The sequence below is a fragment of the Rossellomorea sp. DA94 genome, from assembly GCF_029834455.1.
In the GTDB taxonomy this organism is placed as follows: Bacteria; Bacillota; Bacilli; order Bacillales; family Bacillaceae_B; genus Rossellomorea; species Rossellomorea vietnamensis.
In genome coordinates, this window is the sequence record NZ_CP122397.1 from 991,965 (window position 1) to 1,012,632 (window position 20,668).

Below are 20,668 nucleotides of genomic sequence, written 5' to 3' on the forward strand. Positions count from 1 at the left end.
CGATTGTATCAAGGTAGTATTGAAACCGTATTGAAAGGATTTTCCCCTTGGATTGTTATCATCACTTATTTAAATAAAATGAAAAAAGATTCTCAGGTTGATTGGATATCAAATCTGGGAATCTTTTTGGTTTATCTATGTAGTTTTTTCGTTCGAATCGAAAAACAAGGCTAAGCCCAATGAGATTTCAGAAAAGGAGGGAATGCCGACATTCCGAACCTGGGTCAGTTGACGATATCATGATAACGATCGATCGCAAGCGTCCCATCTTTCTGAATTTCCGCGTAGAATACGTCTTCCATGTCTGTGATACCTTGTGAGGCAAGTTGTTTCTTCAACCAGTCTTCATCCAGGTGGAGATCCGTCAGAATATTCATGACCACTTTTCCATCTTCGATCACGGCAGTCGGTATAGCCACCTGGTGGGTGGAAACGGGACTCTTGAAAGTCAGGTGATCTCCCTTTGTAAGGGGTTGATCTTTTTCCTTTTTCATAACAGAGAGCGTCCCATCTGTTTCGAAGATGGCATAATCCACTTCCTTGATGGAAAAGACGTCTTTCTTTCTCAGCATGACGTTAAGGGCATCCAGATCCAGTCGTACTTTCCTGAGCTCGGCATCCATCACTTCCCCTTTTCGAATGATAACTCGGGGCACGCCCTCAACCGCTTTCCTGAATGCTTTCGACTTAAGGTCAATAAACCCCATTACAATGGTGAAAATGGTCCAGCCCGCCAAAGCAAGCACTCCATTACGGACGCTGATTGATGAGTCGATGGCAAGCGATGCTCCCAACGTCCCGATGGCAATGGCTGACACGAAGTTGAAAAAGGTCATCTGGGAAATCTCTTTTCTACCCATGATGCGGGTAAGGGTCAGCAACAGGAGGAAGGAAAGGATGAGTCTGAAAGAAAGCTCGATGATGGTCATATTTCTGCACCTCTTCTCACATTTTTACACTCCTTTTCTAAGATGTGCAGATCGAGAACAATTTATTAAAAAGGGTCCCATTTCCATTTGCCCGTCATGGGTGAAGATCCACCTGCATAACAATAGAAAGATATTGTCAATTCAGGAGGGAGTACCTTGCATCAGAACTATAAAGTGTATCATCCATACGTCAGTCCCTTTGATCCTTGTCCGCCGATCAAGCAGAAGGTATATTCGACCCCGCCCAATCTCTATATGGGATTTCAGCCTGCGAATCTGGAGCAGTTCACGCCGCGGGAGGCACTGCGGAACGGGACGCTCTGGAAGGCGTTCTACGATCCTTACTACAGCCCTTATGAACTGAATGGGGATGGTGATTCATAATGAAGCAGGTTCCGGCTCATTATTACGAAGTGATGGAGGAGCTACAGACTGTTGATTTCATCATCGTCGAACTGACACTGTACTTAGATACTCATCCTGATGATTATGAGGCCATCAAGCAGTACAACGAATACGTACGGATGAGGAAAAAAATCAAAAAGAAATTTGAAAAGGAATTCGGTCCCCTGACCGGGTTCGGATACAGCTATTCAAACTATCCGTGGGACTGGAAAGACGCCCCTTGGCCATGGCAGGTCTAATACGGATTAAAGGAGAGGATAGACGCTATGTGGGTTTATGAGAAAAAACTTCAATATCCTGTACGGGTCAGTACATGTAATCCGAAACTGGCTAAATTTCTGATCGAACAATACGGTGGCGCCGACGGAGAACTGGCGGCAGCCCTGAGATATTTGAATCAGCGATATACGATTCCAGATAAGGTCATCGGCTTATTGACCGACATCGGGACCGAAGAATTTGCCCATTTGGAAATGATTGCCACTATGGTGTATAAACTCATCAAAGATGCCACACCGCAGCAAATGAAAGATGCGGGCCTCGACCCCCACTACGTGAATCACGACGGTGCAATTTTCTACCAAAATGCAGCCGGTGTCCCATTCACTGCCTCCTATATCCAGGCAAAAGGGGACCCGATCGCCGACCTCTACGAAGACATCGCCGCCGAAGAAAAGGCGAGAGCCACGTATCAGTGGATCATCAATATGAGCGATGACCCCGATCTGAATGACGGACTGCGTTTCTTGCGGGAACGGGAAATCATCCATTCCCAACGTTTTCGGGAAGCGGTGGAGATATTGAAAGATGAGCGGGATCGGAAGGTGATTTTTTAAATTGGACTGAAATAAAAATGGTCAGCGGCTAAAAGCCCTGACCATTTTATATTATCCTTATACACTCGTTTCCACCGCAGCATGGGGTTTGAACGAAGTGGCCAGTATGACGACTATACTCCCAAGACCAATCCAGACAAGCGTCGAAACGGAAGAACTCCATGTCAATCCTTTTCCGAAGAAGAACAATTCACGCAAACCTTCTACCATGAACTTCATCGGAAGCCATGAATAGAACCAATCGCGGTAAAATGATGACATCATTTCAGGGGCCATGGCAAGAAGCGGTGCCCCGAAGAACAACATTAATACAAAGAGAGGCATGCCCCTAAGGCCGATCAAAGAAAGGATGGCAGATATCATCAGGAAAAAGCTGAATGACGTGATACTCAGGAACAAGGCAGTATCCGACAAATCAGGAATATGGAATCCTATAAGTCCGTCGGCAATCCAGGTCAATCCAAATCCGATGACAAGAGCGACAGCCGCTCCGATCAGGATCTGCATGAATCTCGCCCTAAACTCTTTTCTTCGGCTGGAAACTGTTCGTTTGCTGACAGCGAGATAAATGACCGCAGCACTTGCCATGCTTGCCATCCAGAGTGGTTGGAACAATGACACAGGTGCGTTTCCGTTAGCGCTATGTGTTCCGATTTCATTGACGTTCGTCACCGACTTGGTGATGGGGGTTACAAGTTTTGAAACTTGTTGCGGCGTCAGCGTTGCACTCTGTTTCTCGAATCCATCGAGCAGTTGCTCGCGGACCGTACTGTTTAGATTGTCCACGACGCCATTCAGGATTTGGCCCGCAGCCGTGGCAGCCATTGTGTTCATCCCTTGATTGATGTAGATTTTCACTTCAGGGGAGGTGGGGTCCGGCGTGCGCAACGAAGCCTGCTTTGCACTGAAATCATTGGGGATGACGAGGGCTGCATAGTATTCCTGGTTATCCAGTCCTTTTTGTACAGCTTCTTCACTTTTCACTCTCACCCATTTAACTGGGGGGAGATCACCGGCAGATTTCCCCTGCATCTTTTCAACGATGGTTTCCCCCATATTCATCTTTGGTTGATCCGGCAACTGTACACCCTCGTCTTCATTCACGACTGCAATCGGCAGATTCTTCGGCTGAGGTTGAACCGATGGGAACAAAGTCAGGGAGAAAATAAAGACGATAGCAAATGCGATTAGAGGGGATGCGAGTACCAGTTTATTTTTGAAAATGGTCATGTGTTGGAACCTCCTTTAAGAAAGAAATATAATAGTGAGTAATCACTCACAAATAATATTACTTGGTTTTTTCGGAAAGTCAACAAAAAAGTGAGTGATCACTTTTTTATGGTTGTGTTGTAAATTTGTTATGGAGGAATGATTATGGTAAAGGCTCTTACATGTGTCGTCATGATGGAGTGGAGAGAAAAATGAGAGGGTTGGAAAGATTCTTTTCTTTGGTTTGTCAGGTGCAAAAGTCCTTCTGGTCTAATTGACAGAATTTTCAAATCTGGTATATTGGTAATGATTAGCAGGAATCATTACTGGAGGTACAAGATGAAAGAACTCAAACAATCCGGCCTTGAAGCCGTTCTCATTATCATCGGGATCATTCTCGTCAGTGCCACATCCGGCCTGTTCACAACTCAGGCGTTTTCCCTCGTTACATACGGAAAGGAATTGATGGAGGTATGCAGGGAGCTAGTCGAGCCTCACCATCTGGTTTATACGAACCCCGTCTCGCATATCGAACGTCCGCTATTTCCCATCATCCTGAAAGCTTTCCTGAGCAGTGCACGTATCTTTTTCCTGGCACTCGGTATGGCTTTAACATGTTCAATCTTGCTGATGATCCTCTATTTTTCCGTGGGGAAAAAGGTCCGGAAAGGAGTGGAAGGTGTCTCATTTCTTATCGCCTCGCTGCCGGATATTTTTGTGATCGGCTTCCTACAACTATCGGTCATCTGGTTCTTCAAACAATCCGGTATTCTGCTCCTCGATATCGCATCCCTGGGCGTAAATCAGGTCATCCTGTTCCCGGCGATCACGCTCTCGATCCTGCCGACGTTCTTTTTTCTGGGGTCGATGGTGTCTTTTTTGAAGGAAGAAGAGGGGCTTCCCTATGTGGAGCTTGCGAAGGGGAAGGGTCTCGGCCGATTTCGGATCATGTTCATCCATATGATGCGGAATGTGCTCGTCAGTCTGACCTATCACGGCAAGCAGATCATCTGGATGATGCTGTCGAATCTATTAATCTTGGAATATTTATTCAATGTGTTCGGGGTCACCTCATTTTTATTTTCCTATAACACACCTGCGATCTTCGCGGTTACGTCGATCATGTTATTCGTTCCACTCTATCTCCTTTTAAAATTGATGCAGTTTGTGATCTCGCGAAAAATAGGAAGGGAGATGAGTCTATGAGAAAGTGGAATCGGCATCATGTTACCATTAGCATCTGTTTACTGTTCATCGTCGTGCTCGTCGGGTGGAGCATGATCTTTTATCTGACCGATGCCAAAATCCCGAATACATATATCCTCTATGATGATGAGGCAAATATCATCGGGGACGCCCCGTTCCCTCCTTCAGCCGACTTTCCGTTCGGGACGGACCGGGAAGGGGATCACCTGTTTTACAAAGTATTGGAGGGGGCGCAGTATACCATTGGAGCCGCCATCCTAATTTCCCTTCTCAGCTTCATCCTGTCCTTTGCCGTCGGGGTGATGGGAGGGTTTACGAAATCCCGGGGGAAAAAGTGGACGCAATCAATGTTCACGTCCTTTTATTTCATCCCGCAATCGATCATCGCCTTCAATATGCTTTATCCCTTGCTATGGGAACCGAGGCAAGGATTTGAGACAAGTTTCACCGAACGGGTCATTTGGCAGTCCATTGCCCTGGCCGTGATCATGGCTCCGACAACCGCGATCCTCTTATCCAACGAAACACGTCAGATTCTCGACAAAGAGTTCGTGACGTGCGCACGGGTCCTTGGCGGAAGCAAGACTTTCCTTTTCAAGAACCATGTGCTTCCACACTTGAAGCCGCGGCTCTTTATCATTTTTCCGAAAATCATGATCCAGGCGCTTCTCATCATCGCCCACCTCGGATTCTTCGACCTGTTCTTCGGTGGGACTGATGTGTGCTACGAGCCCATGTGCCCGCCGCCGCAACCCTTCGTCCAGGAATGGGCGAGCATCATGTCCCAGAGCTTTGTCGAATTAACCAACGCCTGGTGGATCTTTATGATCCCGATGTTTTTCTTCGCCTTGACGATCCTCTCCTTGACGGGGGTTGCAAGGAGTCTTGAGGGATTGCTGGAGGAGGATGAGGTGAAGTCGGGTTCGGTTGAAAAGAAGAAGGCTGGGCGTAAGGAGAACGGTCTTTTAATGGAAAGTGATTTTAGATTGGTGGATCGGGAGTTGTGAAATACAGCTCTTATAACCTTACTGGATACGGGGGGATAAAATGAAAAGGACGTACTCTCTAATCTTACTAATGTTATGTCTACTCTTGGCCTCTTGTTCTTCTGAGAAGGAGAAAACGTTCGTAGAAGACGAAGCGACTAAGGTCGTAGCATTTGATCCGATACAAGTGAAGGGTCTGAATGCAACCTTGGAGTCTTATAAAATGACGTACATGAGTGAAGGGGAAGAAGCCTTAGCATATGTGACACTACCAGAAAAAGAAGGATCTTATCCGGTTAACCTTAGTTTACACGGCGGTTTTCCGGCGTCAAAAGACTTGTCCCATGTATCAGATATGATGGGGGTAACCTTCGATAAGAATATGGTTCTCTATTCCGCATCCCCTGGCTTGATCAGTCTCGTGCCTTTATACAGGGGATACGGGGAAAGCGCTGGGACCGTTCCCGGATTGAATGGGGCCACTCTTGACACGAGCCATGCCATCGATGCCTTAACCTCGTACCTAGAGAAAAACGAGAAGAGAAAGAGGACGGGGAAAGTGTTTGTATCCGGGACATCGCTGGGTGGGGGAGTCGGACTGAAACTGGCCACGATCCGGGATGATATTGCCGATGTTGTGGCCATAAGCCCGTATGTCGGTCTGGACCCGGTTTATCCTTGGCTGTTAGAGAACCCGGATAAGGACATCGGTTTTCTGGATATGTATCAAGATGCATACGGGGACTATGATCCGAAATCGGAGCAAACAAAGGAAGAGTCCATCAATGTTAAAAAAATCAATGTCCCTGTTCTGATCGTACAAGGAGACGCGGATCGTCATACCGATTGGCATCCGGTAAAGAACTTTTATGATGAGTTGAAAAAAGAAAATGACAATACAACCTTTGAACTCATTCCAGATGGAAACCACGGCCTCATGAATAAGCAGGAGGAGTTGAATGCGATCACTGCGGCATGGTTTAATGAACAGTTTTGATGATGGCCAGGAAGTGGATGATGGATTAACAATAATCTCCTAACCCGTCACACCCAACTTTCTGCTATATTTATAGTACAATGAAGGAAAACGGTTAAGGGTAGGGGAGATGGATCATGACATTGAAAAAGATGAAAAGCATCCTGTTCATGTTGCTCGGGTTCATAGCCCTAGTGTGCGGGGTTGCCGGAACAGTCCTGCCCGTTCTGCCGGGTGGCCCGTTTTACTTGCTGGCGGTTTACTTCTTTTCCAAGAGCTCGAAGCGCGTGGATGCCTGGTTTAAAAACACGTACATCTACAAAAAATACGTGGTTCCCTTTCTAGAAAAAAAGGGAATGACCCTGAAAGAAAAAATCAAGATCAATCTGACCGCAGACTTCTTTATTTTGCTTTCCGTCCTGTACGTCGACATTCTCCTTGTCCGGATCATCCTCATCGGACTCGCATTATATAAACATTATTATTTTATCAAGAAAATCAAGACGATCCCTCCTCAGTCGTATCAAGTGGAGGAAAGCCAGTGATCAGCGGGCTTTAGTCAACATGAAGAGATATCAATTAAAACGTGATTTCAGGGGAGTCAAAAAAGGCTCCTGTTTCTATCTGGTCGTTGAATCCGAATATATCGGCATCAAGGAATATGTCGTAAGAACGCAGGATTTTTCAAGGAGACTGATCATCTCTGAGAGGGAGATGGAGAAGTATTTTAGAAGGATGATATAAAGGGCCCGTCGAATGTGACGAGGCTTTTTTTGTTGTCCGAAAAATTAAGTTGGAGGAGTCTGGGGATGCCTCTATGAAATATATATATTGCGTAACGACATATATATGTTACTATAAACTTAAAAGGTGTTGGATGAATATGGAAAACAGGGGTAGAGCTCTCCCGTGTTGAAAAAATTCAACCCAACAGCAGCTGGCAAACCAAATGGGAGTCACCATGCAGACGATCAGCCTGATTGAGAAAGGTTCATACAATCTATCCTTGAATTTATTTCTGGAAATCTGTTATGCCGTCGGGAAGACGCTGGATGAAGTGATGTGGATAGATAAGGGGGAGAAGTAAGTTGAAGAAAATTGCAGACGAGCGACTAAAACTACAAAACTTAAAAAATATTAGAGTACTGTTCCTGTTTCAGAACGCAGGCATCATCGGGATTCTTGCCTATGACTTTATCACATCGGGACTGGACGGGATGACGGATAATCCTCTTTGGTTTCTGTTTATCATGACGACTGTGGTTTCAGCTTATTTGTCCATGAGCATCAGTGTGGATCATGAAGAAGAGAGGCAGCCTCCTAAGAAGAGTTTGTTGATGGCCGTAGTGGTCGTGACCATCTTATCCGTTATATTGGGGATCTTCGCCTCTTTACCGGAAGGGTCCGATATGAGAGATGGATTAATCGTTGGAGGGGTTGTTTTTTTATGCGGGTTGATCCCCGCCATTTATGTGTATACCATCAGGGAAAAAAGGAATGACGAATAGGAAGGTCCGTCCCTCATGAGGGACGGACCTTCCTCATAAGGGGTTGATTTATTTTCCAGCATCTGCTAAAGTGTATCTATATTGTATTGCAACATAGTCCTAATCTGAAATTTTTTTAGATAACTATATTGTTTTGCAATGTAGTTGGGGTGTGGGAGAGGAGAAACGAGGATGTCGTCGAGTCAATTATTAAAGGGGATCCTGGAGGGGTGCCTGCTTTCGATCATTTCAAAAGGTGAAGTGTATGGATATGAAATGATGGAGAAGCTTGCGGCCAATGGATTCAAAATGGTGAAAGAAGGAAGCATTTATCCGCTGCTCCTCCGAATGAAAAAAGAAGGGCTCGTGACAGCCTGTCAGAAAGAAATGCCTTCAGGCGGGCCGAAGCGAAAATATTACTATATCACGCCAAAAGGAAAAGAAGAGTTGGAGGATTTCAAACAAAGATGGAGAGAAGTCTCTGTGAGTGTGAATCGACTATTGGAGGAGGAGTGAGCATGCCATTATCAAAAGAGAGTGAAGACTTTCTGAGGAATCTGAGAATCTATTTGATTTCAAGCGGGAAGAACGAAAAAGAAGTCGATGAGATCGTGGGGGAACTGGAGGATCATATGGTTGAAACGGAGAAAAGGGGAAAGAGCGTATCAGAGGTTACCGGTTTGACACCCCGGCAGTACATGAATCAAATTTCCGCAGAGATGCCCATCGATTACAAGAGTATCTTCGAGTATATCGTGATGGTATTAGTGAGCGCTTTCTCTTTTATCGTATTGAGTGACGCCTTAAGCGGGGACCTGACCTATTCGTTATTTGAATTAATCGGTTATCCACTTGTCATGATTGGGTTTTTATTCTGTACCTCAGTGGTGTTTAAATATGTTTCAAGCCATCCGGTGTCAAAAGCAAGAGAATGGACACTATTTTCGATTCTTGGAGGAGTTCCCATCTTATTGTTCATGGGATTGTTATTTCTTGGACAGAACGTCGAGGCACCTACCGTTGTAATGGAAGGAATCGGAAGGCTATTTGCGCTCATTCTTGCCTTCGCGGCCATCATTGCCGTGTCTCTGTGGTCAAAAACGTGGATCATGATCATCCTGGCAATCCTTGTGAATGGACCGCAACTACTCATTCAACAAAGCTCCTTTCCAGAAGAAACGAAACTGATATTGACAGGTCTTTCCCTTCCCGTTTTTGTCGGTGGATACTTTTTACTTCTTATCGTCAAAGAGAGGAAGAAAGAAAAACATTCAGGACCCGTGACATAAAGGGAAAGCGTGAAGGACGATCCATTTGGGGGAGCGTCCTTCTTTATATTCTTCGGGAATGTCATTGAAGTATCATAAAAGGAATTCGGCTCAAAAAGGGAGTATATATAGCAATAGGAATTAGAAAGGAAAGGACGTGTTATCACATGATGAAATGGCAATTTCCCCTCCTGATTGGAGCCATGTCAGTACTTTATTTATTCATCCCATCCGAGCCATTACCCGTGAAAGTGACCTTTAAGCTCATTCCCATGGTACTCATCATCGTCTTCGCCTTCCGTCAGGTATCTCCCAAACCGGCAACGGCACTGCGTTTCATCCTCTTTGGCCTCTTCTTTTGCACGCTTGGAGATGCGTTCATTGCGGTTTCATTTATAGCAGGCCTCGGGGCGTTTCTGGTCGGACATCTTTTCTACTTGTGTGGCTTTATTACATTATCCCGCATGAACAAGTGGCGACTTGCAGCTGCCCTCCCGATTGCACTGTATTCGTTCATATTCGGACAGCAACTGATTTCAGCACTCCGAACAGATGGGGATACTGGTCTCGTCATACCAGTCATTGTCTACATGCTCGTCATTTCCATGATGGCTTTATCCGCGATCCTGACCGGAAACAAGTGGGCAATTGCCGGGAGTCTCCTGTTCGTTCTTTCCGATTCCATTCTGTCGTGGAATATGTTCGTATCAGAGATTCCTTTTTCATCCTTCTTCATCATGACCACCTACTACTCCGCGCAATTTCTGATTGCGCATAGTCTCTCATCCCTGCAACAAACAAAAGAAACAATTGTATGATCTGGAATGTTCTGTAATAATAAAAGCGGGCACTGCCCGGTGAAAGCCTGCCCGAGGAGACTCGACAGGTTTTTATTTTTGGTTAAATTTGTAAAAAATAAAACTTTTATCATTTAAGATACGTCTAATGAATGATACATACAAAGCAGGTGAATTTTCTAAAATGGAAGAGCGGACGAAATCCGAGAAAGACCGGCTACTTGAGGAAGCCATGACTCAGTTCGGGAATGATGTCTATTATGTGGTTTATTCTTATGTAAAGGAACACAGCCTGGCCGAGGACCTGACACAGGAGGTCTTCATCAAGTTTTATCAAAAGATGGATACATTCAGGGAAGATTCCTCCCTGAAGACATGGATCATCTCTGTTGCTATCAACCACTGCAAAGATTATTTAAGGAGATGGGACACTAGGATGATCAGTATCTCCAATAAGATTAATGACATGGTGAAAGGAAAGATGGGTGCACCGGAACAGACCGTGATCAAAAATGAGCAGAACTCAGAGTTGATTCAGAAAGTCTTGGACCTGCCTGTTAAATACCGGGAAGTCATTTTCCTCTATTATTTTGAGGAAATGAAGTTAGCCGAGATCGGTGCGAGTCTCGACATCAACACGAATACAGTGAAGACACGGCTGACAAGAGGCAAGAACCTGCTCGGTTCCACAATTAAACGAAGTGAGGTGTATAAGAATGGATGAATTGAAATCATTGCGCGGTTTGATGAAAGAAGAGACCTTCAAGGGGCGTGGTTTCACTAACAAGATGAGAGAGAATATCTTGAATGAAGTCCATTCTAATCCATCCAAATCGTTTTCTATCTGGAAAAAGCCGATTTTTGCCCCTGTCCTGTCATTCCTATTTTTCGCAGCATGCCTCTCGATATTTGTTTACTTTGGCGGAACACAGCTAGGCATCATCGGGAACAATGCGAGCGCGCCGTTATATGAAGCAAGCGATCGTCCGGATTTTCTGGGGAAAGAGTTCAAATACATCACCAAAGTTCCCTTCAAAGTGACAAATGTGAGCACGGACGAGAAGGAAGGCCCCTACGGAAACGCACAAATCGTCACTCTCATGGGTCCGGAAAAGCAGACGATCACGATGTCATTTCAACTTCTTGAGCCTGGTTTAGATCTGACTTTATCTGAAGAACCGGTGAAGGTCGGTACTTCTAAAGGAAGCTATTCTGAAACAGAGGGCACTTTAAAGATAAGTAGGCTGACATGGATGGAAGGTGAGGCGATATATGAAATGAAATACATGCCCGCAAGGTCCGGTATCACTCTCACGAAACAAGACATGATACAGATGGCGGAGTCTTTCCGTTAAGGAAAAAGGATGATGGCTGCCTGCGCCATCATCCTTTTACTGTTAGTCACCGTAGACCACTTTCACGATTTTTCCGCTGCTGTCATAGGTGACCCTTTTCCACTGACTGCCGCCATTCGCGCTTATATATAAGACAACTGTATAACTGCCCGATGTAGTCCGGGAGCCTACTTTCCAAGTGACGCCACCTTGGCCACCGCCGTCTTCAATGACTTTCGTTCCGTCATTCATCATAGATCAACTCCTTTTGTTAGTGATTACCATTAATACATGACTATTATACTGTAAATCTTCTTGTTGCCTCTTCTTTTTATACAGGGATGGGATGAGGAAATCGCCGGTATAGATCTGGATAGCTATCGAAATCGACTCGCGATATTAATATTTTAATAAAAGTGTAGAGAGGATAGGTGAAGTAAAGGATATTCGACAAGTTGGCTTGAATATCGAAAATCCCGCACGAATATCCGAATTCTTGCACGATAAATCTGAATCCGGAATGATTATGCAGAATCTCGCCTGACAGTGAGTGGATTCCGCATGATTCAGGGGGGATTGTTTAAAACCTGTTTGTTTGAAATAATTGGTAGTGTGATACACGATTGGTTTTCCAAAAAGGAAAGATTGTTAGAAAGATTGACTCATTTTAGGAGGAATGCCCCGATGTACACTCCCTTTATCCTTTGCATATGCCTGGGACTATTAATTGTATACACAGGTTACTTAATCTGGGTGAAGAAAAAGCTCAACCTCATTGCCGGGTACCAGGAGGATGTCTTTAAAGATGATAAAGAAAAGCTGGCGAAAATGTTCGGTCTCTATACAATAGTGGTCGGCATTATGACAATGATCCTTCCTTTTGCCCTTGAATATGTCGGTCTTTATACGGGAACGGTGTTTGGGATTGTGATAGGAGTGGGTACCGTCGCCCTCAGTGTGTATGTGGTGGGGAATCGGATGAGATCATGAGGGGAAATTCCAATCCGACCCAGAAAACAAAAGAAAAGGAAGTGAATCTTCTTGAGCACCGATCAATCCTACGAACAGGCCAAATGGAGTGCGAAATACGGAAGTCTGGTTATTGCCTTCTGCAATTTGATAACGTGCATAACAAGCTGGGGAGAGAATTGGATTCTTACTGTTCTTTTAGGGATGGGCGTATTGGTTTGTGGAACGATAGGTATTTTTGACCTTAAGCGCCATATGAAAGGATAGTTGTTCCCTGGATTACCAGGGTTAATGATTAGTGAGACAGTAGAATCTGTTTCTTCCTACCACTACGTTTGGTACATAAATGATTGAAAAAGGAAGTTAAAACATGATTAAAAATAAAAATTATCTCATCGCTTCGGGCATGATCCTGATTATTTGTATGTCATTCTATTTCCCGTTTCCGAATGCCCCAATGGTTTACAAACGGATGGCGTTCATGTCTTTTCCTATCCAAGATCAAGATGGATACAATGTGCTGGCAATCATCGGTTCTTTCCTATTTATCTTTGCAATCGTTTTACTTGTAAAAGGTCTTTCCAACTATCACATCCGCACTGTGATGATCGTTGCAATTGTTTATTCTCTATTACCATTTGGTCTTATAAAGGTTTATCAGGAAACGATAGCCGATGGAATTAGGGCTATTTCGTACGATGGGAAGGGAACGTGTGACTTTGAGAAGATAGAGGAAGAAGAACTTACAGGGGAATGTAACTTGCTTATCTCCAATCATAGCGGGGAGCCAGTGACCTTTGACATTGAATTCCTGGATACGTTCTTTCCAGGATCCGAGACGAGATTCACCTCTCTCATGAATGAAAACGGTCCCTACACCGTCACCATTGAGGCGAATCGTAAAAAATCAGTCAGTTTGAAGGAGGTTCTTGACTTATCGGATATTCCCAATCATGTGGATGGAGGCAGCTCGACGGAGGTCCATTTTAAAATCGAAGATGGGGGCAAAGAAAGGATTATGTAGTAAGCATTGGTTTTTATGTACTATAAAGGGTACCATTTGGAGGGAGAAACATTGACACTGATTGTATTGATCATGGGATTAATCGTGTACTTTATCGGAAGCACGAAGAAGAATCTCACCATTAAAGGAATGGGCATTGGATTTATTCTTGCACTATGCATTTTTAAGATTCCTAACTTCATTGAAGGATTTATTCAAGGAGTAACGAAGGGTTTCATGGGTTGAACATAAAACAGAAAGATCGACAGTACAGCATCATAAGGAGAGTAGCAGCATGGAAACACACCTCTTAGAATGGTTCAACACATTAGGCATCTATGCCATCGCATTAAGTATTTTACTAAACATCATCATTAGTGTTCTAGGTGTCCTACCGAGCGTCGTGATCACGGCTGCGAATATTGCTTTTTTCGGATTTGAAAAAGGATTGGCTGTTTCAATCGCAGGAGAAGCGCTGGGAGCCATCGTCAGTTTTTATTTATATCGCAAGGGTATCAAGAGATTATTTCAACATAAGGAGATAAACAACGGGTTGTTGACACGATTACAGAATTCGAAGGGAGTTGAAGCTTTTTGCCTGATCATTGCCCTCAGGATCTTTCCTTTTATTCCATCCGGTCTGGTAACATTGGCTGCTGCCATCAGTAAAGTCGGGATCATCAACTATTCCATAGCGAGCACGATTGGAAAAATGCCGGCTCTCGTCATTGAAGCCTATTCGATTCAACAGGTGCTGGTGTGGAACTGGAAAGGGAAATTCATTTTGAGTGTGTTTTTACTTTTCATTATTTGGCTTGTTTTAAGCAGGAAGAAACCAGCAAAGGAGTGAACCGATTGAAAATCACCAAACGAAGGCTGATATGGCTCATTCCAAATGTATCTTGTTACCTCATGTGTGAAGGGGTCGCCCTTTTTATCACAATCTATTTTTAAGGGTTGCAAGAAATCCATTGTCTGGGAATGATCCCGCTTTTAGTCGTCACCATGAACGACAGTTATACCATTTGGAAATGGATGAAAGAAGGAAGGCTGTATGTGTAACGGTACAAGGCTTCGATTGGCCACTTGAGACCGATTAGGTAAAAACCTCAATTTCCTCCGAACTTCCTATAATATGCGAACGAACATTTTGAGTGCGCATAAACTATCCTGATAGCTTATAGGAAGGACACCATGTCGGCTGGTACCCAGGAAATGATGGCGAGCATCCAGGAAATTGCCTCTCTTTCCGAAGAAGCAGCCGCCGGAGTCGAACAAACTTCCGCCTCGCCCCAGCAAACAAGCAGCTCGATGGAAGAAGTGGCAGGAAGCTCGGAACAATTGGCGAAACTTGCTCAGGTATTAACTGGCCTCGTACGGAAGTTTCAAGTATAAAAGATTGGTAGTGAAAGCCACAGAGGATGGATCCTCTGTGGCTTCATTTTTTTTTTTTTTTCAGCACCACAAAGATCTCAAAAAAGTGATAAAATGGAAATTAATTCCATAACGTGGCACGCTGAAAGGAGTCTCTTCATGTTTAAAAAAAGTATTCAATTACCCTTGGGTTTTTTTGTCGGTAAGATCCTCTACCAATTCATCAAAAACGAAGAAATCAGGTGGATTGAAAATATCAGTATCAGCTTCGCTATATTCTTATTTTTGTTGTTGTTTCATTGGGCAGATAAGCCTTATAATTGGAAAAAAGACAACGTTCAGGGGAAAGGCAAGTAGAAACGAAAGACGGAGAAAAAATGTGTGGGGTTCATGCTCTAATATGTTACCGTTCCACCCGATTCTCAAGGTTGAATACCCGTTTATCGATGTCTGTCAGCCTTGTATTTAAGTAGTGAAATTCAGATTCTGTATGCTGTTTCGTCACTTTTAACATAGTAATGACATCCTCGGTTTGTGATAGTTCAATTCGATTGACGGTTTCCTTGATATCCTTCACGTCAGCTTGGGTTGTTTTAAGGTCAGAGCGGATGCTGCGAACGTCAACTTTAGTTTCTTTCAAATCAGAACGGATGCTGCGAACGTCAGCTTGAGTTTCTTTTAAATCAGAACAGATGCTGCGAACATCAGCTTGAGTCGTCTTCAGCTCACTTCGAAATTCCTTCATGTCAGTGCGTACTTCTTTCATCTCACCGCGTAAATCCAACAGTATTTCAAGTATCTGCTTTTCCATTTTTCTCACCTCCTTCCCATAATTATAAAACAATTGAATGAGACATTCTAGCTTGAATCAATTCCTTTTTGGAAGAAAAAAGGGGACGGTGAGATCGCCCCTCTGCTTCATTCATCCCGCATGGATCCTGCTTCCCGTGAAGTCATGGAACCTTGTCCCGCGGCGACATCTTTTTGAATTTGCTTTTTTACCTGCTGTGGGTCCGTGCTTGTTGTCATGGATTTCATCTCATTCTGATCAGGCTTTTTCATATACCAATCACCTCCAAATTTGTTTAGGCTCTTAGTATGGGCTGTGTACGGAGGGGATATAAATTCTTCTCTTGTCCAAAAAAAGGAAGAGAGATATAATAAGTATGAATCTTACATATTAAAGGAGGGAATCTCATGCATACGTTCACTGTAGACATCAAAAAATACCGTGTATTAATGATGTCTATTATTGGAATTTCAGCCGTCCTCGGGACACGTCTGTCCTTTTTTAGCTGATTTTTCATAGTGTGAACGAGTGTATGATTTCCTGGAATAGCGAGAGCCATGGGGAATGATTATTCCCTGTGGCTTTTTTTGATTTTATTTAGCTCCGGCACCTAAAGCTGCCTGCGCTTTTTTAACGAGAGGACGAATCGAAATGATGAACATATTAAAAGCAAAAAACAATATCTATTTACTATACTTTTATCTCTTTTTTGCCCAGTTGTTTTTCGACCGGGCACTATGGGTCATCTATCTTGGCGACAAGGGGATGACCCTGGGAGAGATCGGGGTCCTTGAGGCCCTGCTCCATTTAGCCATCGTCTTATTCGAAGTTCCGACGGGTATGATCGCTGATTTGTACGGAAGGAAGGTCAGCCTGGTGATCGGGAATCTGTTCAGTCTCCTATACGGATTGTTCATGCTCTTGAGCGGCAACTTCTCCATGTTTACCCTGGCGTTCCTGTCCATGGGGCTCATGGTCACCCTTCATTCTGGTGCGGAGCAGGCATTTGCCTATGATACGCTGAAAAATGAAAAGCGGGAGAGGGATTACACACGGGTCATCGGGAGCATGACGGCGATATCACTGTTATCCCTGAGTCTCGCGAAATTCCTCGGTGGCTTAATGGCGGAAGTGAGCTGGGAATGGGTATACGGGTCCACAATCGTCACCCACGTCCTGGCGGTGATTCCCCTTTTATTCATGAAGGAACCGGAGCGGGAGAAGAACGAAGAAATCAGCGGACGTTGGTACAACCAGTGGGTCCATCAATTCCGGCTGGGGGTCAATGTGTGGAGGAGTAATCGTATCATTCACGCACCAGTTGTCCTCTTTATCCTGGCGAGTGCCGTCATGGTGATCCTGGTCTTCTACGGACAGGAATATTTCGTAGAACTGGGCTATTCGTCCATTGTCGTCGGAGCCGTATTTACCATCGAAGGACTTCTCGGCGTCGTCATGGCAAAGATTGCGTACAAGGTGGAGGAACGATTTAAATTCTTCAACATCCTATATTACGGATTAGGCCTTTTTCTCGTATTTTTCGCCTTATTCATCTTCGCAACAGACTGGGCGATCCTGCTATCGTTTCTGATCCTAGCCCAGCTGTTAAGTCTGTTCGAACCGATCTTCAGCTCATTCGTGCAGGGCTTTCTGAAAAGTAATATACGGTCGACTTTCCTTTCCCTGATCGGTTTGATGGAGAGCTTTGGGATCATGATCAGCTTTCCGCTCTTCGGTTATGCCATTGAACGGACAGGATTCACCGACGGATTCGCCTGGCTGCTCTTGATTTTTTTTGTGTTGGCAGGTGGGTATTTGGTTGGTCAGAGGATGAAGATGAAGGGACGTATGTAAGAAAGGAGCTTCTCACTTTTTAAGTGGGGAGCTTATTTTTATATCGTAAAAAAGGAAAAATGTGTTAAAATTTGACTAGTAGAACAAAAGGAGATATGGACGTGAATGGTGAAAAAAGGAATGAAACGTTTCGAGTCGTTGGATTAAAAGGGAAAAGCAATTTTGCCGATTTTAGTACGGAAGTGCCAAGGCTTGCAAAGCAATTCTTGGAAAGGGTAGATGAACTCCAAGCTGTAACAGGTCCCGAAGTTGCCGTTTATGAACCGAAAAGGGACAGTGATCATGCTGAAGGAATTTATTATGTTGGGGTGATAGTGAACGAACCCCTCAACAACGTTCCTGACGGAATGACTTATATCGAATTGGACGAAGAATATGCTCTAGGGAAAGGTCAAGATATCGGGAATCTTCATAAAGATTTAAAAAAGTGGATAGAAGAACAGGGATATCAACGAAAAAACGAAGCGTATATTGTGGAGACGTATCATCCCTTGGAGGATGGCGGGGAGGAAGTGGTGATTTATCTGCCGGTTCAAGGTGCTTAATCTAATGAGAATCAAATGTAGTAAGCCTGATAATTACACTATTATCCTTTGTAGAAAAGCTTCAGGACGGTGTTTTCCTGATAGCTGAACTTTAAATAGTATGGTGCACCCACATTTAAAAACCACCAAGAAAAACGGTCGGAGGAATCAAACATGAAAACAGGTACACTTTTATTCATTACAGGATTACTTCTCTTTATGATGGGAATCTATTTATCTACATATATCGCAACCCTGGGTGTGTTATTAAGTGTCGGTGGTGGGATGATGCTTGGCGTCAGCAGTTATTTCATGGGGACGCATAAGGTGAGACCAAGAAGAAGGGTGAATAAGTCATGAAAAAAGAAAGGCTCGTCACCAAAGAACATATTATAAAAGATTTAAAGAAACTCGGTGTCACAAGCGGAATGACCCTCATCGTCCACTCCTCCTTAAAATCAATCGGCAGAGTTATAGGCGGACCGGTTTCCGTCATCCTGGCACTGGAAGAGGCGGTCGGAACTGGCGGGAATATAGTGATGCCCACCCAAACCGAGCATCTTTGCGACCCGACGGAGTATGGAAGTGGCTATACAGATGAGGAACTGGAACTCATCCGGGAAAACATGCCGACTTTTCATCCCGACTTAACACCCACCTCGTATATGGGATTCATCCCCGAGACGTTCAGAAAGCAGGATGGGGTGAAAAGGAGTCCCCATCCTCATACTTCTTTTGCCGCATGGGGGAAAGATGCCCCCTATCTGACGCAAGAACACGGTCTCGATTTTTCCTTGAATGAAAACTCCCCATTGGGAAAGCTGTATGAACGCGGGAGCAATATCCTCTTACTGGGAGCACCGACGAATTCGAATACCTCTTTGCACCTCGCTGAATACAGGCAAAACAACACCTTTGTGAAAGAGAAAATATGGGATGTGAAAGTGAATAAAGGGGACAAAGGAGTCTGGTCGACATATCGTGATATCAACAATGAATCCGATGATTTTGACAGGCTGTTTGATGAATTTCATAGAGAAACTCCTCATGTGAAAGAGAGTATGGTGGGGGAAGCGAAAAGTTACCTGATCCCAATGAGACCGATGGTGGACTATGCAGTATGCTGGATGGATAAGAACAGGAAATGACGGGGAGGCGTTCGTCATGACATTTGATATGTTTTCATTGATACTGAGCGGGGCGGTTGCTGCAGGTGTTTTACAGGCTTTGCAGAAGTACGGTAGGATTCCATCGTTTTTGAATGCGAAGCTTTTCGTCGTACTGATCCTTTTATCAACTGTATGCTGGATCATTGGCTTAGCGCTTGGTGGATGGATTGGTTTGAGTATGTCTGGTATAGGATTATCGATGATGATGGTGGCAGTATCAGGGCTGGTCATTTCTTTTTTTCTGAATTTGTGGTTCCCTGGTTCGTGATCTGCAGATGGACTCCTTCATAGTAAGAGGAAAGTCTTGTGGATGATAGAATGATTTAATAAGATCCAACATATGTAGGTAAGAGAATAGGAGGGGGTCATTTGAAAAAATCATTAGGTACGGGTTCATTCATTCTATTTCTAATCGGTCTTGTATTTTATTTCTTAACACTGTTAGGGAAAGACACATTCCTACTACCCGCGGTCATCATTGCAGTCATTGGCTTTGTGGCGGGCTTGTTCGGAGAAAAAACAATCCAGAGAAAGATTGGCATATATGGAAATGGTCTTATATTAGTGGTCGGGCTGTTTCTTCCCATTGTGGTGACGACGTTTTTTTGGAATAAGCCTTAGAGTCCTTATGTTTAAACTTAAGAACTTCTTGAGCGAGAGGTTCTTTTATTTTATAGAAATATCCGTTGCATCCACTTATCCGATTACTCATTGAAAAAGGAGGAAATACGATGAACCTGGGTATCCCAACCGCAACCGGAAACACAGCAAAAATATATCTCTATGAAAATAAAATATACAAAGTCTTTAATGACTCCTTACCAGCCGGTGAATCCATGAAAGAAGCAAAAAAGCAACAATATGCTCACTCTTGTGGACTCCCAGTGCCGGAAATCTATGACGTTACAAACATAGACGGGAAACAGGTCATCATCATGGAGCACATTGAGGGAAGGGCGACAGGGGATCTTCTGACTGACAACATGGAAAAAGCGGAGTACTATATGGGCATGTCTGTAGATATCCAAATGGGCATTCATCAGATCAAAGCTCATTCTATTGAACCGATGTCTGAAAAGCTACGTCGTCAAATCCAATCGGCCCCTGAATTGGATCATGGAGTAAAGTCTGTTTTAATAAAACAACTCGATTCCATGACCTTCGTAGAAAATCTCTGTCACGGGGATTTTCATTTATACAACTTAATTCTGTCAGAGAATAACGTCGCCATCATTGACTGGGTGGATTCCAGTGCGGGGGATAAAAGGGCTGACGTGTATCGGACCTATCTCCTGTATTCTCAGGTATCAAAGGAATTGGCTGATCTTTATATGCGGCTTTATTGTGAGAAAAGTGGTTTAACAAAAGAAGAAGTATTTCAATGGGCGCCCATCATTGCAGCGGCCAGATTGTCAGAGAGGGTCTCTTCCGAAGATCCGATGCGCTTATTGGAGATTGTGCATGAGATTTGATAAAGAGCTTAGGGGCAGGAAAGAACCACGGTACATGTCCCTATGGCTTTTTAAAAGAAAAGGTGACTCCTGAGTCCTTA

The 20,668-nt window shown here is 44.1% G+C and carries 33 protein-coding genes; 28 read left to right on the forward strand and 5 right to left on the reverse strand.

Going from position 1 to position 20,668, the window contains the following annotated elements:
- Positions 1–224: 224 nt before the first annotated feature.
- A complete protein-coding gene (locus P8596_RS05195) occupies positions 225–929 on the reverse strand; it encodes a YetF domain-containing protein (RefSeq protein ID WP_224520929.1) in 705 nt (234 codons plus the stop codon).
- 156 nt (positions 930–1,085) lie between these two features.
- Between P8596_RS05195 and P8596_RS05200 the strand changes: the two genes are divergently transcribed.
- From P8596_RS05200 to P8596_RS05210, 3 genes are read left to right on the forward strand one after another with little or no spacing between them, the layout of a single operon-like run.
- On the forward strand, positions 1,086–1,313 hold the full coding sequence (locus P8596_RS05200) for a spore coat associated protein CotJA (RefSeq protein ID WP_224520928.1): 228 nt from the start codon (positions 1,086–1,088) through the stop codon (positions 1,311–1,313).
- Positions 1,313–1,573, forward strand: coding sequence for a spore coat protein CotJB (locus P8596_RS05205; protein WP_224520927.1), 261 nt, complete (start codon positions 1,313–1,315; stop codon positions 1,571–1,573). Before P8596_RS05200 ends, P8596_RS05205 begins: the two co-directional genes overlap by 1 nt.
- Before the next feature lie 27 nt (positions 1,574–1,600).
- On the forward strand, positions 1,601–2,170 hold the full coding sequence (locus tag P8596_RS05210) for a manganese catalase family protein (protein WP_034762021.1): 570 nt from the start codon (positions 1,601–1,603) through the stop codon (positions 2,168–2,170).
- Positions 2,171–2,227: 57 nt separating this feature from the next.
- On the opposite strand, the gene P8596_RS05215 is transcribed toward P8596_RS05210, so the two are convergent.
- The gene (locus tag P8596_RS05215; protein WP_224521146.1) at positions 2,228–3,394 is read right to left on the reverse strand and encodes a YhgE/Pip domain-containing protein; all 1,167 of its coding nucleotides are present in this window, start codon (positions 3,392–3,394) and stop codon (positions 2,228–2,230) included.
- Between the two features lie 324 nt (positions 3,395–3,718).
- Between P8596_RS05215 and P8596_RS05220 the strand changes: the two genes are divergently transcribed.
- The 12 genes from P8596_RS05220 to P8596_RS05275 all read left to right on the forward strand — a co-directional run bounded on the left by P8596_RS05220 (position 3,719) and on the right by P8596_RS05275 (position 11,454).
- The gene (locus P8596_RS05220; RefSeq protein ID WP_224520926.1) at positions 3,719–4,585 is read left to right on the forward strand and encodes an ABC transporter permease subunit; all 867 of its coding nucleotides are present in this window, start codon (positions 3,719–3,721) and stop codon (positions 4,583–4,585) included.
- Positions 4,582–5,592 (forward strand): ABC transporter permease, encoded by a 1,011-nt coding sequence (locus P8596_RS05225; protein WP_224520925.1) that lies wholly within the window; start codon positions 4,582–4,584, stop codon positions 5,590–5,592. Before P8596_RS05220 ends, P8596_RS05225 begins: the two co-directional genes overlap by 4 nt.
- A 40-nt stretch (positions 5,593–5,632) precedes the next feature.
- On the forward strand, positions 5,633–6,568 hold the full coding sequence (locus P8596_RS05230) for an alpha/beta hydrolase family protein (protein WP_224520924.1): 936 nt from the start codon (positions 5,633–5,635) through the stop codon (positions 6,566–6,568).
- A gap of 116 nt (positions 6,569–6,684) precedes the next feature.
- Positions 6,685–7,092 carry a YbaN family protein gene (locus P8596_RS05235; RefSeq protein WP_224520923.1) on the forward strand — a complete coding sequence of 136 codons (408 nt, stop codon included), beginning with the start codon at positions 6,685–6,687 and terminating at the stop codon, positions 7,090–7,092.
- A gap of 19 nt (positions 7,093–7,111) precedes the next feature.
- Positions 7,112–7,291 carry a hypothetical protein gene (locus P8596_RS05240; protein ID WP_034762029.1) on the forward strand — a complete coding sequence of 60 codons (180 nt, stop codon included), beginning with the start codon at positions 7,112–7,114 and terminating at the stop codon, positions 7,289–7,291.
- A gap of 193 nt (positions 7,292–7,484) precedes the next feature.
- Positions 7,485–7,634: a helix-turn-helix transcriptional regulator gene (locus P8596_RS05245; RefSeq protein ID WP_224521145.1), complete on the forward strand. Its 150-nt coding sequence runs from the start codon at positions 7,485–7,487 to the stop codon at positions 7,632–7,634.
- Position 7,635: 1 nt separating this feature from the next.
- Positions 7,636–8,055: a hypothetical protein gene (locus P8596_RS05250; RefSeq protein ID WP_034762032.1), complete on the forward strand. Its 420-nt coding sequence runs from the start codon at positions 7,636–7,638 to the stop codon at positions 8,053–8,055.
- 171 nt (positions 8,056–8,226) lie between these two features.
- The gene (locus P8596_RS05255) at positions 8,227–8,550 is read left to right on the forward strand and encodes a PadR family transcriptional regulator (RefSeq protein ID WP_224520922.1); all 324 of its coding nucleotides are present in this window, start codon (positions 8,227–8,229) and stop codon (positions 8,548–8,550) included.
- Positions 8,551–8,552: 2 nt separating this feature from the next.
- Positions 8,553–9,323 carry a DUF1129 family protein gene (locus tag P8596_RS05260; RefSeq protein WP_224520921.1) on the forward strand — a complete coding sequence of 257 codons (771 nt, stop codon included), beginning with the start codon at positions 8,553–8,555 and terminating at the stop codon, positions 9,321–9,323.
- A gap of 146 nt (positions 9,324–9,469) precedes the next feature.
- Entirely contained in the window at positions 9,470–10,120 is a 651-nt protein-coding gene (locus P8596_RS05265) for a lysoplasmalogenase (protein ID WP_224520920.1), read from the forward strand.
- A 127-nt stretch (positions 10,121–10,247) separates the two neighbouring features.
- On the forward strand, positions 10,248–10,823 hold the full coding sequence (locus P8596_RS05270; protein ID WP_224520919.1) for a sigma-70 family RNA polymerase sigma factor: 576 nt from the start codon (positions 10,248–10,250) through the stop codon (positions 10,821–10,823).
- A complete protein-coding gene (locus P8596_RS05275; protein WP_224520918.1) occupies positions 10,816–11,454 on the forward strand; it encodes a hypothetical protein in 639 nt (212 codons plus the stop codon). The genes P8596_RS05270 and P8596_RS05275 overlap by 8 nt, the downstream gene beginning before the upstream one ends.
- Positions 11,455–11,496: 42 nt before the next feature.
- Here the strand turns inward: P8596_RS05275 and P8596_RS05280 are convergent, their stop codons facing one another.
- Complete coding sequence (locus P8596_RS05280; protein WP_224520917.1) at positions 11,497–11,688, reverse strand: hypothetical protein; 192 nt, start codon at positions 11,686–11,688, stop codon at positions 11,497–11,499.
- Positions 11,689–12,117: 429 nt separating this feature from the next.
- On the opposite strand from P8596_RS05280, the gene P8596_RS05285 reads away from it, so the two are divergent.
- The 6 genes from P8596_RS05285 to P8596_RS05310 all read left to right on the forward strand — a co-directional run bounded on the left by P8596_RS05285 (position 12,118) and on the right by P8596_RS05310 (position 15,136).
- Entirely contained in the window at positions 12,118–12,423 is a 306-nt protein-coding gene (locus P8596_RS05285; RefSeq protein ID WP_224520916.1) for a DUF3784 domain-containing protein, read from the forward strand.
- Positions 12,424–12,772: 349 nt separating this feature from the next.
- A complete protein-coding gene (locus P8596_RS05290) occupies positions 12,773–13,426 on the forward strand; it encodes a hypothetical protein (protein WP_279726276.1) in 654 nt (217 codons plus the stop codon).
- Between the two features lie 51 nt (positions 13,427–13,477).
- Positions 13,478–13,651, forward strand: coding sequence for a hypothetical protein (locus tag P8596_RS05295; protein WP_224520914.1), 174 nt, complete (start codon positions 13,478–13,480; stop codon positions 13,649–13,651).
- 49 nt (positions 13,652–13,700) lie between these two features.
- Positions 13,701–14,255: a TVP38/TMEM64 family protein gene (locus P8596_RS05300; protein ID WP_224520913.1), complete on the forward strand. Its 555-nt coding sequence runs from the start codon at positions 13,701–13,703 to the stop codon at positions 14,253–14,255.
- A 344-nt stretch (positions 14,256–14,599) separates the two neighbouring features.
- On the forward strand, positions 14,600–14,800 hold the full coding sequence (locus P8596_RS05305) for a hypothetical protein (protein ID WP_263497600.1): 201 nt from the start codon (positions 14,600–14,602) through the stop codon (positions 14,798–14,800).
- A 138-nt stretch (positions 14,801–14,938) separates the two neighbouring features.
- A complete protein-coding gene (locus P8596_RS05310) occupies positions 14,939–15,136 on the forward strand; it encodes a hypothetical protein (protein WP_224520912.1) in 198 nt (65 codons plus the stop codon).
- 46 nt (positions 15,137–15,182) lie between these two features.
- On the opposite strand, the gene P8596_RS05315 is transcribed toward P8596_RS05310, so the two are convergent.
- Together P8596_RS05315 and P8596_RS05320 are read right to left on the reverse strand one after the other, a co-directional pair.
- Entirely contained in the window at positions 15,183–15,590 is a 408-nt protein-coding gene (locus tag P8596_RS05315) for a hypothetical protein (RefSeq protein ID WP_224520911.1), read from the reverse strand.
- Positions 15,591–15,697: 107 nt separating this feature from the next.
- The gene (locus P8596_RS05320; RefSeq protein WP_279726278.1) at positions 15,698–15,841 is read right to left on the reverse strand and encodes a hypothetical protein; all 144 of its coding nucleotides are present in this window, start codon (positions 15,839–15,841) and stop codon (positions 15,698–15,700) included.
- Between the two features lie 379 nt (positions 15,842–16,220).
- Here P8596_RS05320 and P8596_RS05325 point away from each other — a divergent pair, with 379 nt between their 5' ends.
- The 7 genes from P8596_RS05325 (at position 16,221) to P8596_RS05355 (ending at position 20,588) form a co-directional block, all read left to right on the forward strand.
- Positions 16,221–17,423: an MFS transporter gene (locus tag P8596_RS05325; protein ID WP_279726280.1), complete on the forward strand. Its 1,203-nt coding sequence runs from the start codon at positions 16,221–16,223 to the stop codon at positions 17,421–17,423.
- 101 nt (positions 17,424–17,524) lie between these two features.
- Complete coding sequence (locus tag P8596_RS05330; RefSeq protein ID WP_279726281.1) at positions 17,525–17,968, forward strand: GyrI-like domain-containing protein; 444 nt, start codon at positions 17,525–17,527, stop codon at positions 17,966–17,968.
- Positions 17,969–18,121: 153 nt separating this feature from the next.
- Entirely contained in the window at positions 18,122–18,307 is a 186-nt protein-coding gene (locus P8596_RS05335) for a hypothetical protein (protein WP_279726282.1), read from the forward strand.
- The gene (locus tag P8596_RS05340) at positions 18,304–19,095 is read left to right on the forward strand and encodes an AAC(3) family N-acetyltransferase (RefSeq protein ID WP_279726284.1); all 792 of its coding nucleotides are present in this window, start codon (positions 18,304–18,306) and stop codon (positions 19,093–19,095) included. Before P8596_RS05335 ends, P8596_RS05340 begins: the two co-directional genes overlap by 4 nt.
- A 16-nt stretch (positions 19,096–19,111) precedes the next feature.
- Complete coding sequence (locus tag P8596_RS05345) at positions 19,112–19,384, forward strand: hypothetical protein (protein ID WP_224520905.1); 273 nt, start codon at positions 19,112–19,114, stop codon at positions 19,382–19,384.
- Positions 19,385–19,485: 101 nt separating this feature from the next.
- Entirely contained in the window at positions 19,486–19,737 is a 252-nt protein-coding gene (locus tag P8596_RS05350) for a hypothetical protein (RefSeq protein WP_224520904.1), read from the forward strand.
- Between the two features lie 110 nt (positions 19,738–19,847).
- A complete protein-coding gene (locus P8596_RS05355; protein ID WP_224520903.1) occupies positions 19,848–20,588 on the forward strand; it encodes a phosphotransferase family protein in 741 nt (246 codons plus the stop codon).
- Positions 20,589–20,668: the final 80 nt, after the last annotated feature.